Here is a 12755-nt window from a genome sequence, read left to right as displayed (position 1 = left end):
TCGCGGGGCCGGTGTTCCCTCCCTCGCGGCGGGCGCACTTTACTATCGGGCGATGACGTTTCGCGCCAACTGGCGCGCGACGATGCAACAGAGTTTCACAAGTGAACCCAATAGTTTTCAGAACCGCGACGCGCACCGACCTGGCCGCCATCGTCGCCCTGCTCGCCGACGATCCGCTGGGCCGCGAACGCGAGGCCGCGGGTGCTTCACCCGCTGCCGTCGATGCGCGCTACGTCGCCGCCTTCGAGGCCATCGCGGCCGATGCGAACCAGCAGCTCGTGGTGGTGACCGAGGGCGACACGGTGGTCGGCACGCTGCAGCTCTCGTTCATTCCGGGCATCGCGCGCCAGGGTGCATGGCGCGGCCAGATCGAGGCCGTGCGCATCGCGGCGCAGCGGCGCGATGCGGGGCTGGGCCAGCGGATGTTCGAGTGGGCGATCGCGCGCTGCCGCGAGCGGGGCTGCACCCTGGTGCAGCTCACGACCGACAAGCGCCGGCCCGATGCCCATCGCTTCTACGAGCGGCTGGGCTTCGTGGCGAGCCACGAGGGCTACAAGCTCGCGCTGTAGAACTCAGGTGGGCGTGCTGCCCGTGTCGGGCTCGCGCACGCCGAAGGGCTTGCCCGGCAGCGGGATGAACTCGGTCTCGCCGGGCACGTGGCCCATGCGCTGCGCGGCCCAGTCCTCGCCGGCCTGCAGGATGCGTTCGCGCCGGCTCGAGACGAAGTTCCAGGTGATGTAGCGCGGCCCGTCGAGCGGTTCGCCGCCGATCACCACCAGCCGCACCGGCGCGGTCACGGGAGCCGTGAGGTTGGCGCCCTGCCCGTCGGCCAGCACGGCCATGGTGTGCATCGGCACGGCCACGCCGTCGAGGCCGATGTCGCCATCGATCGGGTAGACCGCGAGCTCGGGCGCCAGCGCGGGCAGCGCGAAGCTCGCGCCGGCCGGCAGCGCGATGTCGAGGTAGACGGTCCGCGAGAAGGTCGTGACGGGCGAGCGCGCGCCGAAGGCCTCGCCCACCAGCACGCGCACGCCCACGCCCTGCTCGAACAGCGCGGGGATCGCATCGGCCGCGGTGTGCTCGAAGGCGGGCTCCACTTCCTCATGGGCCTGCGGCAGCGCGGCCCACAGCTGCAGGCCGTGATTGACGAAGGTCTCGGCCAGCAGGCGTTCGGGCTTGCGTTCGGAGTGCACGATGCCGCGGCCCGCGGTCATCCAGTTGATGGCGCCCGGCAGGATCTCCTGCACGCTGCCGATGCTGTCGCGATGCATCATCGCGCCCTCGAACAGGTAGGTGACGGTGGCCAGGCCGATGTGCGGATGCGGGCGCACGTCGTGCGCATGGCCCGGCTGCTCGGTGGCCGGGCCGAAATGGTCGAAGAACACGAAAGGGCCGACCGAGCGGCGCACGGCCGCGGGCAGCAGGCGCCGCACGTTGAAGCCGCCCCCCAGGTCCTTGTCGTGCGGTTGCAGCAAACGGGTGGTGGGGGTGGCTTCGGTCATCGTGTTCTCTCCGTGGGTGCCCCGGGCCGGGGGCGGCCCGCTCAGGCGATGGTCAGCCGCGCGATCTTGCCACCGCGGCCACGCGCTCGCCGAAAGACCGCGCGGTGTCGAGGTCACCGCGGGGAATCTCGGCCGGGCTCGCGTCCGAGGGCGACTGCGTCAGCAGGCCGCCGTAGCCGCCGATGTAGTTGGTCGAATCGCGCGTGGCGGCCTTGTTGTTGGTCGGCAGGATGCCCATGCTGACCCAGATGCCGCTGTGCTGCATCGCGAGCGTCCACAGGTAGGTCATGGTCGTGACCTTGTCGCCGTTGATGGTGGCGCTGTTGGTGAAGCCCGCGAAGAGCTTGTCCTTCCAGCCCTGCGTGTACCAGACCTTCGACGATGCATCGGCGAATTTCTTGAACTGCCAGCTAACGCCGCCCATGTAGGTGGGCGAGCCCAGGATGATGGCGTCGGCCGCGGCCAGGGTCTCCCAGCCGCCCTCGGGCAGGTTGCCGTCCGCGTCGATGGCGAGCAGCTGCGCGCCCGCGCCGTCGGCCACGGCTTGCGCCACGCGCTGGGTATGGCCGTAGCCGGAATGGAAGACGACGACGATGTTGCTCATGTTCGGTGGCTCCTTGCGATGGGAATGGATGCGGGGATCAGCGCTTGTCGATGCTGAAGCGGCCGGGACCGAAGGCGGCGAAGGCGAGCAGGCCGCCGGCGATCGCGATGTTCTTGTTGAAGTTGATCTGCTGCGCCATCTTCATCGCGTCGGGCACGGCCCAGTACTTGTGGAAGAACAGCGCGGTCGCGACCGTGAAGATGGCCATGGCGATCGCGGTCCAGCGGGTCTTGAAGCCCAGCAGCAGCGCGATGCCCAGGCCGAGCTCGACCACGATCGCGATCGCCGCCGCCACCTCGGGCAAGGGCAGGCCGGCCGAGGTGATGTAGCCCACGGTGCCGCCGAAGCCCATGAGCTTGCCGATGCCGGCCGGGATGAACAGGTAGGCGATCAGGATGCGGCCGATCAGCGCCAGCGTGTCCTGCGCGCCGTTGGGGGTGGTGGTGGTTGCCATGGTTCGAACTCCTCGGTTGTGTTGAATGGAATGAAGGGAACGGGTCGCGAAAAAAGGCCGGGCCCTCGCCCGGCCCGGGAACACATCAGGCGGCGAGGTCGAACACCAGCACCTCGGCATCCTTGCCGCCGGCCAGCGTCAGCCGCGATTCGCCTTCGAGCAGCGCGGCGTCGCCGCCCGCGAGCTTCTGGCCATTGACCTCGAGCTCGCCGCGCACCAGGTGCACGTAGCCCTTGCGCTTCGGATCGAGCGCGAGGCTCGCGCTCTCGTCGCCGTCGAGCAGACCCGCGAACAGGCGCGCGTCGGCATGCATCGTGACCGAGCCGTCGGCGCCGTCGGGCGAGGCCACCAGGCGCAGCTTGCCGCGCTTCTCGGCGGCATCGAACTTCTTCTGCTCGTAGCCGGGCTCGATGCCGCGCACGTTGGGCTGGATCCAGATCTGCACGAAGTGCGTGGTCTCGTCGGCCTTGTGGTTGAACTCGCTGTGCATCACGCCGCGGCCGGCACTCATGCGCTGCACGTCGCCGGGCGGGATCGATTCCACGTTGCCCATGCTGTCCTTGTGCGCCAGCTCGCCCGAGAGCACGTAGCTGATGATCTCCATGTCCTTGTGGCCATGGGTGCCGAAGCCGGCACCGGCGGCCACGCGGTCCTCGTTGATCACGCGCAGGTTGCCGAAGCCCATGTGGGCCGGGTCGTAGTAGTTGGCGAAGGAAAAGCTGTGGAACGAGCGCAGCCAGCCGTGGTCGGCATAACCGCGTTCCTGGGATTTACGGACTTGCAACATCGTCGGACTCCTTGGGCCGGTCCCGTGGGGATCATCGGCCTTCTTCGTATGCCGCGCCGGATGCGCAGCGGATGGGAAGAACTTTAGGCCCGCGCCCCCGAGGGAAAAGCGCCGCGCTTTGATGGCATCATTCAAATTTTTTGATCAATGGAGCCGCGACCATGCCCAGCCCCCGCGACGTGCTGACCCCCGATGCGCTCGCCATGCTGCAGACCGTGGCCCACACCGGCAGCTTCGCCGCCGCGGCGCGCGCGCTCGACCTCGTGCCCAGCGCGCTGAGCTACCGCGTGCGCCAGATCGAGGATGCGCTCGACGTGCTCTTGTTCGACCGCAGCGCGCGGCAGGCGAAATTGACCGAGGCCGGCGCCGAGCTGCTGCGCGAGGCGGCGCGACTGCTCGGCGAGATCGACGCCGTGGCCAACCGCGTGAAGCGCGTGGCCACCGGCTGGGAGCCGATGCTCACGATCGCGGTCGACAGCGTGATCGCGCGCGATCCGCTGCTCGACCTCGCCACCGCCTTCTTCGCGCTCGAGCCGCCGACCCGCCTGAAGCTGCGCGACGAGACCCTGCTGGGCACCATCGAGGCGCTGACCAGCGGCGAGGCCGACCTCGCGATCGGCGCGGTGCTCGATGCCGCCAGCCTGGCGTTCACCGCCACCGGCCTGCGCAGCCTGCCGCTGGGCGAGCTGCGCTTCATCTACGCGGTGGCGCCGCACCATCCGCTGGCGCGGCTCGAAGAACCGCTGAGCGACGCCGTGCTGCGCCAGTACCGCGCGGTGGCCGCGGCCGACTCGGCGCGCAGCAGTCCCGGCATGACGGTCAACCTGGTCGGCGGACAGGACGTGCTGACCGTGCCGACCATGCAGGCCAAGCTCGCGGCGCAGCTGCACGGCCTGGGCGGCGGCTTCCTGCCCGAGCCGATGGCACGGCCCTACATCGAGGCCGGCCACCTGGTCGAGCGCCGCACCGAGCGCCAGCCGCCGCTGGGCAGCATGCACTGCGCCTGGCGCGTGCGCGCGGCCGGCAAGCCCGGGCGCGCGCTCGAGTGGTGGCTCGCCCAGTTCGAGCACGAGGGCACGCGGCGCGCGCTGCTCGAACGGCACCGCGGTCGTTGATGCCCGCGGGACGCGCATCGTCGTTTGCCCCAGGGTGGCTGCGGCACGCGCGCAGACCGGGTTAGAGTCGGCGCAGCATCCACCGTCTTCACCTCGTCACAAGAAAAGGGTCCAGCATGACCACTCGTCCTCGCGCCAAGGCAGACCGCCACCGAACCCCGGCCCCTCCCCCGATACCGCACCCCCCGCCGCGCCGCGCCACTACGCCGTCGTCGGGGCCCGCCTGGCCGGCGTGGCCTGCGCGCGCACGCTGGTGCAGGCCGGCCACCGCGTCACGCTGTTCGAGCGCGGCGACGGGGCGGGCGGCCGCATGGCCAGCGTCGACACCGCCTTCGGCCGCTTCGACAGCGGCGCGCAGTACTTCACCGTGCGCGACGCGCGCTTCGCGCAGGCACTCGAAACCGTGCCCGGCCTGTGCCGGCGCTGGAGCGCCAACCTCGTGCGCGTGCTCGATGCCCACGGCCGCGTGGCCGAGGCCGCGCTGCCCTCGCTCGAATCGCACTGGGTGGCCCAGCCCGGCATGGACTCGCTGGTGGCGCAATGGGCGCGGCCGCTGGGCGACAGCCTGGTCACCGGCACGCAGGTCACGCGCATCGAGCCCGACGCGCTCGATGCCGCGCGCTGGCAGCTGCGCACCGCCGGTGCCGGCGATTCGCAGCGCGTGTATTCGGGCTTCGACGCGGTGCTGCTCGCGGTGCCGCCCTCGCGCGCCCGCGCGCTGCTCGAGGACGGCAAGCTGTCCCGCAGCATCAGCCGCGCGGTCGAGCCAGTGCGCATCGCGCCGTGCTGGACGCTGATGATCGCCTTCCCGCAGGCCAACCAGCCGACCATGTCGCACCTGGGCCCGCAATGGAACGCCGCGCGCAGCACGCACCACCGCGTGGCCTGGCTGGCGCGCGAATCGTCCAAGCCCGGCCGCGAACGCATCGAGCGCTGGACCCTGCAGGCCAGCGCCACCTGGTCGCAGGAACACCTGCGCGACGACGCGCCGCGCATCGAGGCCAAGCTGCTGCGCGCCTTCTCCGAGATCACCGGCATCCATGCCACGCCGGCCCATGCGCAGGCGCTGTGCTGGGCCGAGGCCCAGACCCAGGTGCCGGTGGGCCAGAGCCACCTGTGGGACGCCAAGGCGCGCATCGGCGTGGCCGGCGACTGGTGCATCGGCCACCGCGTCGAGGACGCCTTCGTCTCGGGCCTGTCGCTCGCGCTCGCGGCGCTGTAGTTCGCGTTCCGGGGCCGGCCGCGGCCCCCTGCCGTTTTCCATGCCTCCCGTCGGCCGCTTCGCTCCCTCGCCCACCGGCCCGCTGCATGCGGGCTCGCTGGTCGCCGCGCTCGCGAGCTGGCTCGACGTGCGCGCGCAAGGCCCGCGGGCGCGCTGGCTGGTGCGCATCGAGGACGCCGACACCGAGCGCTGCCTGCCGGGCATGGGCGAGCGCATCCTGCGCCAGCTTGCCGACTGCGCGCTGATCCCCGACGAAGAGCCCGTGTGGCAGACCGCGCGCACCGCGCGCTACGAGGCTGCGCTGGCTCGCCTGCGCGAACGCGGCCTCGCCTACCCCTGCGGCTGCTCGCGCAAGGACATCGACGAAGCGCTCGCGCGGCTCGGCCGGCAGCACGAGCGCCATGGCGAGCGCGTCTACCCCGGCACCTGCCGCGACGGCCTGCGTGGCAAGCCCGCGCGCGCCTGGCGCTTCGCCACGCAGAAGTTCGAGGCCGCGGCGCCGGGCGAACTCCACTGGACCGATCGCCGCCTCGGCGCGCAAGGCCAGGACGTCGCCCGCGAGGTCGGCGACTTCGTGCTGCGCCGCGCCGACGGCCCCTGGGCCTATCAGCTCGCGGTGGTGGTCGACGATGCCGACCAGGGCGTGAGCGACGTGGTGCGCGGCGAGGACCTGGCCGACAACACCGCGCGCCAGATCCTGCTGCAGCGCGCGCTCGGGCTGCCGACGCCGCGCTACCTGCACACGCCGCTGGTGCGCGGCGCCGACGGCCACAAGCTCTCGAAGCAGAACGGCGCGGCGGCCTTCGACACCGCCACCCCCGAGGCCGCGCGCGCCGCGCTCGAGGCGGCGGCACGCGTGCTCGGCCTGGGCCCGGCCGCGGGCGCTTCCTGCGCCGAGGCGCTGGCCGGCTGGGTGCCCGCATGGCGCGCTCTCTACAATTCGCGGCCGCAATGACCTTTCCCGATACCGTGTCCCACGACCTTCCGCCCGCCGACGACGCAGGCGACAGCACTACGCCCCATCCGCTGCACCGCCGCCTCAAGAGCTTCGTGAAGCGCGGCGGCCGCACCACCGACGGCCAGGCGCGCGCCTTCGCCGAGCTGGGCCCGCTGTTCCTGCTGCCCTACCGCGAGCAGACGCTGGACCTGGCCGCCGCCTTCGGCCGCGAGGCGCCGACCGTGCTCGAGATCGGCTTCGGCATGGGCGAGGCCACGGCCCACATCGCGACCGTGCGGCCCGACACCGACTTCCTCTGCTGCGAGGTGCACGAGCCCGGCGTGGGCGCGCTGCTCAAGCGCATCGGCGAGCAGAGCATCCCGAACATCCGCATCTGCGCGCACGATGCCGTCGAGGTGCTCGACCACATGCTGCAGCCCGCCACGCTGGCCGGCGTGCACGTGTTCTTTCCCGATCCCTGGCACAAGAAGCGCCACAACAAGCGCCGGCTGATCCAGGCCGAGTTCGTGACCAAGCTCGCGCAGCACCTGCGCCCCGGCGGCTACATCCATTGCGCCACCGACTGGCAGCCCTATGCCGAGCAGATGCTCGAGGTGCTGTCGGCCGAGCCGCTGCTGCGCAACACCGCCGCCGACTACGCGCCCAAGCCCGACTACCGGCCGCTGACCAAGTTCGAGAACCGCGGCCTCAAGCTGGGCCACGGGGTCTGGGACCTGGTGTTCGAACGCGCCTGAGCGCGCCCTGCGTCAGTCTTCGACGACGAAGCGGAACGGCAACCGCATCGCGCTGCGCAGGCCCTGGCCGTTCGCGTCGCGCGCCGGCTCGAAACGCCAGGCCTGGAGCGACTTCGTCACCGCCTGCGACAGCAGCGGATGCGGCGAGCTGAGGATCCGGATGCGATCGGCGCGCCCCTCGGGGTCGACGTCGAAGGCCGCGACCACCGTGCCCGCCACGCCCTGCTCGGCCAGTTGCGAGGGATAGGGCGGGATCGAGCGCTGCAGCACGCGCGCGTCGGACACCGGCGCTGGCCGCCGCGCCGGTGTGGGATCGGCCATCGGCGCGGGCGCGGGCGCGATCGTGGGGGGCGCGGCGATCTCCAGCGCCGGCGTCCCGGTCCCGCCCTGCGAGAAGCCGGCCTCCGGTGCCTCCGGCGCCCTGTTCCGGGCCAGGTCGGTGCAACCGGCCAACACGGCACATCCCAGTGCCAGCACAGCGATCTTGTTCATGCGGGCGATTCTGCATGGGCAAAACTTCCCGTCGGGCATCCAAATTGCTACACTTTTTTACTATTTTTAGCAAAAGGTGTCCGATGAACGACGCACGCAGACAGTGGCTGATGAAGACCGGCGCCCTGCTGACCCTGGGCACGGCCCTGCCCCGCGCGTTCGCGCAGGCCACCCGCGCGGCCGCGCCCGCCGGCGCCCGCGTGGTGCTGCTCGGCCAGTCGGTGCCGCTGACCGGCACGGCCGGCGAGATCGGCCTGGCCTTCGCGGCCGGCAGCCGGCTCGCGGTGAGCGACTTCAACGAGCGCAATGCCGCCAGCGGCCTGCAGCTCAAGCTGCTGCAGCTCGACGACGGCTACGACGCCGCCCGCGCGGCGGCCAACGCCCGCACCCTGCTGTCGCGCGACAAGGCCGACATGCTGTTCGGCTTCGTCGGCACCGCCAGCAGCAATGCCGGCGCCGAGGTCGCCACCCAGCAGGGCAGCCTGCTGTTCGCGCCCTTCGCGGCCTCGGACACCCTGCGCGGCCCCGCGCATCCCAACGTGTTCCATGTGCGCCCCGGCATGATCGACGAGGCGCTGAAGATCGTGCGCCAGTGCGCCACCGTGGGGCAGACCCGCATCGCGCTGGTGGGCGACGACGACGCGATGGGCCATGCCGGCCTCGCGGCGGTGCAGCAGGCCGTGAGCGAACTCAAGCTGCCGCCGCTGGTCGCCACCGCGCTGGTGCCCGCGGGTGGCGGCAAGCCGCTCGAGGAGGCGCTCAAGGCCGTGCAGAAGCCCTCGCCGCAGGCCATCGTGCTGGTGTCGCTCTCTGGCACCACGGCCAATGCCATCCGCGCGCTGCGCAAGAGCGGCTACACCGGCAGCTTCATGGCCTTCTCGATCGTGGGCATCGACCCGCTCTACGCCGAGCTCGGCAAGGACATCGGCGGCATCGTGATCTCGCAGGTCGTTCCCTCGCCGCGGCCTTCGGCGATCCCGATCGTCAAGGAGTACCGTGCCGCGGTCGACAACTCCGACCAGGCGCCTTCGTACGAAGGCCTCGAGGGCTTCATCGCCGCCAAGACCGTGGGCGAGGCGGTGCGCCGCGCGGGCCGCGGCTTCACGCCGCAGAGCCTGCAGCGCGTGATGGGCGCGATGACCGACTACGACGTCGGCGGCTTCCGCATCAACCTGCGCCCGGGCCTGCGCGACAACGTGCGCAGCATCGACCTGATCAGCATCTCTTCGGACGGCCGCGTGCTGCGCTGAAGCTTCAGGCCAGGTTCGGGTGGTAGCCCACGGGCGAATAGATCACCACCAGCGCCGTGGCCGGCCCCGCGAGCGCATGCCCGCGGTGCGGGATGCGCGCGTCGAAATGCAGCGTGTCGCCGGGTTCGAGGATGAACTTGTCGCCCCCGACCTGCCACTCCACGCGGCCCGTGAGCACGTGCATCATCTCCTCGCCCTCGTGCTCGAAGAACACGAACTTGTCGACCTTGTCGGGGAAGGTGAACAGGAAGGGCTGCAGCGCGCGGTCGGTGGTGGCGTCGGTCAGCGCGAAGTAGTCGTAGCCGAAGGCGCTGCCGCCCATCACGGTCGGGCGCTTGTCGGCATGCCGCACCAGGCTCACGCCGCGCCAGCTCTGCTGCGCATGCGCGTTGTCGGTGAGCAGGCTCGCGGCCTCGATGCCCAGCACGCTCGCGATGCGCGCCAGCGAGCCGATCGGCGGCACCTTCTGGCCGCTCTCGATGCGCGAGAGGTAGGCCTTGCCGAAGCCGGCCTGCTCGGCCAGCGCCGCGAGCGTGAGGCCCGCCTCGAGGCGCCGCTGCTTGAGGCGCACGCCGAGGTCCACATGGGCCGGCACCTCGGCGGGGGCCGCTGCCACGGCTGGAGCGGCGGGGGCCGCCGCGCGCCTGGGCGCGCGGGCGGTTTTCTTTGAAGCAACCATGCTCCGAATTTAACGGAACCGGTTTACCTGCCGGCACACCCGGTTGCCCGGATGGCCGGCACCGCGCGAGAAGAACTCAGTTCTTGTCGGCTTCGAAACCCGCTGCGTTGAAGAACACATTGGGCTTGCGATAGATCGCGAGGATGGTGCAGCCCTCGTCCGAGCGCGTCTCGTGCAGCGAGCCCGGCTGGCGCCAGACGAACTGGCCCGCGCGGCAGATGCCGTCGTGGTCCGAGAACGAACCCTCGAGCACCCAGCTCTGCTCGATCTCGGGATGCTTGTGGAACGGCAGCACCGCGCCGGGTTCCCACTTGAGCAGCACCGTCATCTCGCCCGATGCGTCGTTGCGGTAGAGCACCTTCATCTGGATCTTCGGAAACTGCGAGGGCCGCCATTCGAGCGTGGCGGGATCGACGTAGACGGAACCACCGATGGTGGGTTGCAGCTTGCCGGAGAGGCGTTCCTTGAAGACGGCGGACATGGTGTTTGACTCCTGTGAATGAATGGATGGGTGGGGGACGGGGGACATCGCCGCAGCGGGTGGATTCGATTCTAGATCAAAGTTTCCCATTGGACAACTTTTGAAATCATGGGACAGATCAGGCGGCGAAGCGCAGCCGGTTGGCCTCGCGCGCGGCGCCGTATTCCATGATCCGGGCCACCTCGGCCGCGGGTGCGGGGCCGAAGCGTTTCTCGATCAGGTACAGCACGGCGTCGATGCACAGCGTGACGCCGCCGCCAGTGACCACGCGGCCGTTGTCGACCACGAGCGCGGGCTCGGTGCGGATCGCCGGATAGCGTTGCCGCAGCTCATCGAGCGGCGAGGTCTCGGGTGGCACCACCTCGAACTTGGTGGTCGCGCGCAGGCCGTCGAGCACGCCGGCCTCGGCCAGGATCATCGCGCCGGTGCAGACCGAGCAGACCAGCGCTTCGGGCGCCACGCGGCGCACGAACTCGAGCACGCGTGCATCCTGCGAGGCGGCGCGCCAGCCGGGCCCGCCGGGCACCAGCAGCACGTCGACCTCGCGCACCTCCTCGAAGCTCTTGTTCGGCAGCACCTGCAGGCCGTTGGCGAGCGTGACCGGCGCGCGGTCGAAGGACACGGTCTGGTAGCCGAGCTCGGGGATCACGCGCCGCGCCATCGAGACCACGCCGATGGCGGCGAGGTCCACGGGCTCGATGCCCTCGTAGAGCAGGAAGGTCATGTGCATGCGCGGGTCTCCGTTCTGAATGAAAAAGGCGTGGGGGTCATGGTTCGAGGATCAGGCGCTCGCGCTTGGCGGTGTCGAAGGCATGCGCGTCGGCATCGGCCAGCGGCCGGGTGTCGGCCGCCACCGGCCACTGCGCCGCGAGCCGCGCATTGAGCGCGATCCAGTCGCGCTGGTCGGGCGCGAGGTCGGCCGCGGGATGGATCGCCTGCACCGGGCACACCATCTCGCACAGGCCGCAGTTGGCGCAGGCGCGCGGATCGATGACCACGAAGTTCGGTCCTTCGTGGAAGGCGTTCTGCGGGCACACCGACACGCACTCGCCATAGCGGCATGCGATGCAGGCTTCGGTCACGACGAAGGTCATGCGGCCGCGCTCAGAAGTTGCGCACCGATTCGTCGCGCGTCTCGTGCGCGAAGAAGGCCGCCACCAGCGTCACGCAGGCCAGGCCGATCAGCATGATCGACACGCCCGCGGTGCCGCCGAGCTTGCCCACCAGCAGGGTGGCGAGGATCGGCGCCAGTCCGCCGCCGAGCGCGGCCGACACCTGGAAGCCGAACGAGGCGCCGGTGTAGCGCACGCGCGCACCGAAGAGCTCGGGGAAGTAGGTGGCCTGCGGGCCGAACATGAGGCCGTGGCCGAAGCTCAGCGCCACCGCGGTCGCGGCGATGATGATCCACGGATCGCGCGTGTCGACCAGCCAGAACAGCGGGAACGCGAAGACGATGGTGAAGAGCGTGCCCGCGAAGTAGAACGGGCGGCGCCCGACGATGTCCGACAGCCAGCCGAACAGCGGAATCGTCACCACCTCGATCGCCGCCGCGACCATGATCGCGTTGAGCAGCATCTCCTTGGGCAGGCCCAGGTTCTTGGTCGCGTAGACCACCATGAACACCGTGAGCATGTAGACCCACGAGACTTCGCAGATCTTCAGGCCGACCGCGATCAGGAAGTTCTTCGGATCGCGGAACACCGCTTCGGCGAAGGGATTGCGCGCGATCTCCTTCTTGGCCTTCATCTCGAGGAACACCGGCGACTCCGACACCCGCGTGCGGATGAAGGCACCGAGCGCCACCAGCACCACGCTCAGCAGGAAGGGCACGCGCCAGCCCCAGGCCATGAAGTCCTCCTCGGGCAGGGTCGACACCATCGAATAGACGCCCGCCGACAGGATCAGGCCGATCGGGAAACCGACCTGCACCAGGCTGCCGCACAGCCCGCGCCGGCGCTTCGGCGCATGCTCGAGCACCATCAGCGCCGCCCCGCCCCACTCGCCGCCCAGGCCGATGCCCTGCACGATGCGCAGCACGATCAGGAGGATCGGCGCCCAGATGCCGATCTGCTGGTAGGTCGGCAGCAGGCCGATGGCGAAGGTGCCGAGTCCCATGATCGCAAGCGTCAGCAGCAGCATCGACTTGCGGCCCAGCCGGTCGCCAAAGTAGCCGAACACCGCGCCGCCGAAGGGCCGCGCGAAGAAGCCCACGGCCGCGCTGCCCAGCGCGGCCAGCGTGCCCATCAGCGGGTCGTCGGCGGGAAAGAAGATCTTGTTGAAGACCAGCGCGGCGGCGGTGCCGTAGATCAGGAAGTCGTACCACTCGATGATGGTTCCGACCGAGCTGGCGAACACGACACGGCTGACTTCGGAGCTGTCGGTCTTGGCCGACCGTCCCTCCTGGGCCAGCGCGGGGTTTGCGGGGTGATTCATGGTGGTGGCTCTCCGATGCGAGGTTGATGGCTCTGCTGGCGGGG

Annotated in this window: 16 protein-coding genes; 6 read left to right on the top strand and 10 right to left on the bottom strand. The window is 70.5% G+C overall.

Features of this window, described 5'->3' with window-relative positions; translation table 11 throughout:
• Positions 1-101 precede the first annotated feature (101 nt).
• Entirely contained in the window at positions 102-569 is a 468-nt protein-coding gene (locus ACEN9J_RS02490; protein WP_261207279.1) for a GNAT family N-acetyltransferase, read from the top strand.
• A 3-nt stretch (positions 570-572) separates the two neighbouring features.
• Here the strand turns inward: ACEN9J_RS02490 and ACEN9J_RS02485 are convergent, their stop codons facing one another.
• The 4 genes from ACEN9J_RS02485 to ACEN9J_RS02470 form a co-directional block, all read right to left on the bottom strand.
• Positions 573-1502, bottom strand: a complete 930-nt coding sequence (locus ACEN9J_RS02485) for a pirin family protein (RefSeq protein ID WP_413763200.1) — start codon at positions 1500-1502, stop codon at positions 573-575.
• 52 nt (positions 1503-1554) lie between these two features.
• Positions 1555-2106 carry a flavodoxin family protein gene (locus tag ACEN9J_RS02480; RefSeq protein ID WP_057596751.1) on the bottom strand — a complete coding sequence of 184 codons (552 nt, stop codon included), beginning with the start codon at positions 2104-2106 and terminating at the stop codon, positions 1555-1557.
• Between the two features lie 37 nt (positions 2107-2143).
• A complete protein-coding gene (locus tag ACEN9J_RS02475; protein WP_057596750.1) occupies positions 2144-2560 on the bottom strand; it encodes a DoxX family protein in 417 nt (138 codons plus the stop codon).
• Positions 2561-2645: 85 nt separating this feature from the next.
• Positions 2646-3347 (bottom strand): pirin family protein, encoded by a 702-nt coding sequence (locus ACEN9J_RS02470; RefSeq protein WP_413763199.1) that lies wholly within the window; start codon positions 3345-3347, stop codon positions 2646-2648.
• A 161-nt stretch (positions 3348-3508) separates the two neighbouring features.
• On the opposite strand from ACEN9J_RS02470, the gene ACEN9J_RS02465 reads away from it, so the two are divergent.
• The 4 genes from ACEN9J_RS02465 (at position 3509) to trmB (ending at position 7376) form a co-directional block, all read left to right on the top strand.
• Positions 3509-4462 carry a LysR family transcriptional regulator gene (locus ACEN9J_RS02465; RefSeq protein ID WP_057596748.1) on the top strand — a complete coding sequence of 318 codons (954 nt, stop codon included), beginning with the start codon at positions 3509-3511 and terminating at the stop codon, positions 4460-4462.
• A gap of 223 nt (positions 4463-4685) precedes the next feature.
• Entirely contained in the window at positions 4686-5684 is a 999-nt protein-coding gene (locus ACEN9J_RS02460; RefSeq protein WP_057598143.1) for an NAD(P)/FAD-dependent oxidoreductase, read from the top strand.
• Between the two features lie 40 nt (positions 5685-5724).
• A complete protein-coding gene (gluQRS, locus tag ACEN9J_RS02455) occupies positions 5725-6639 on the top strand; it encodes a tRNA glutamyl-Q(34) synthetase GluQRS (RefSeq protein WP_413763198.1) in 915 nt (304 codons plus the stop codon).
• On the top strand, positions 6636-7376 hold the full coding sequence (gene trmB, locus ACEN9J_RS02450) for a tRNA (guanosine(46)-N7)-methyltransferase TrmB (protein WP_261207227.1): 741 nt from the start codon (positions 6636-6638) through the stop codon (positions 7374-7376). Before gluQRS ends, trmB begins: the two co-directional genes overlap by 4 nt.
• Positions 7377-7388: 12 nt before the next feature.
• Here trmB and ACEN9J_RS02445 read toward each other — a convergent pair whose 3' ends face one another.
• On the bottom strand, positions 7389-7868 hold the full coding sequence (locus tag ACEN9J_RS02445; RefSeq protein ID WP_413763197.1) for an energy transducer TonB: 480 nt from the start codon (positions 7866-7868) through the stop codon (positions 7389-7391).
• A gap of 83 nt (positions 7869-7951) precedes the next feature.
• Here ACEN9J_RS02445 and ACEN9J_RS02440 point away from each other — a divergent pair, with 83 nt between their 5' ends.
• Positions 7952-9118: an ABC transporter substrate-binding protein gene (locus tag ACEN9J_RS02440; RefSeq protein WP_057597525.1), complete on the top strand. Its 1167-nt coding sequence runs from the start codon at positions 7952-7954 to the stop codon at positions 9116-9118.
• A 4-nt stretch (positions 9119-9122) separates the two neighbouring features.
• Here ACEN9J_RS02440 and ACEN9J_RS02435 read toward each other — a convergent pair whose 3' ends face one another.
• From ACEN9J_RS02435 to ACEN9J_RS02415, 5 genes are all read right to left on the bottom strand, one after another.
• A complete protein-coding gene (locus ACEN9J_RS02435) occupies positions 9123-9734 on the bottom strand; it encodes a helix-turn-helix domain-containing protein (protein ID WP_057597524.1) in 612 nt (203 codons plus the stop codon).
• 139 nt (positions 9735-9873) lie between these two features.
• Entirely contained in the window at positions 9874-10278 is a 405-nt protein-coding gene (locus ACEN9J_RS02430; RefSeq protein ID WP_057597523.1) for a cupin domain-containing protein, read from the bottom strand.
• A gap of 118 nt (positions 10279-10396) precedes the next feature.
• The gene (locus ACEN9J_RS02425) at positions 10397-11008 is read right to left on the bottom strand and encodes a DJ-1/PfpI family protein (RefSeq protein ID WP_413763196.1); all 612 of its coding nucleotides are present in this window, start codon (positions 11006-11008) and stop codon (positions 10397-10399) included.
• A gap of 37 nt (positions 11009-11045) precedes the next feature.
• Entirely contained in the window at positions 11046-11372 is a 327-nt protein-coding gene (locus ACEN9J_RS02420; protein ID WP_093344382.1) for a ferredoxin family protein, read from the bottom strand.
• Between the two features lie 10 nt (positions 11373-11382).
• Positions 11383-12711 (bottom strand): MFS transporter, encoded by a 1329-nt coding sequence (locus tag ACEN9J_RS02415; protein ID WP_413763195.1) that lies wholly within the window; start codon positions 12709-12711, stop codon positions 11383-11385.
• Between the last annotated feature and the right edge of the window lie 44 nt (positions 12712-12755).

The organism is Variovorax sp. Varisp41 (assembly GCF_047325085.1).
GTDB lineage: Bacteria > Pseudomonadota > Gammaproteobacteria > Burkholderiales > Burkholderiaceae_C > Variovorax.
Note: the sequence above shows the minus strand (reverse complement) of the source record. Positions and strands in the feature narration are given on the sequence as shown.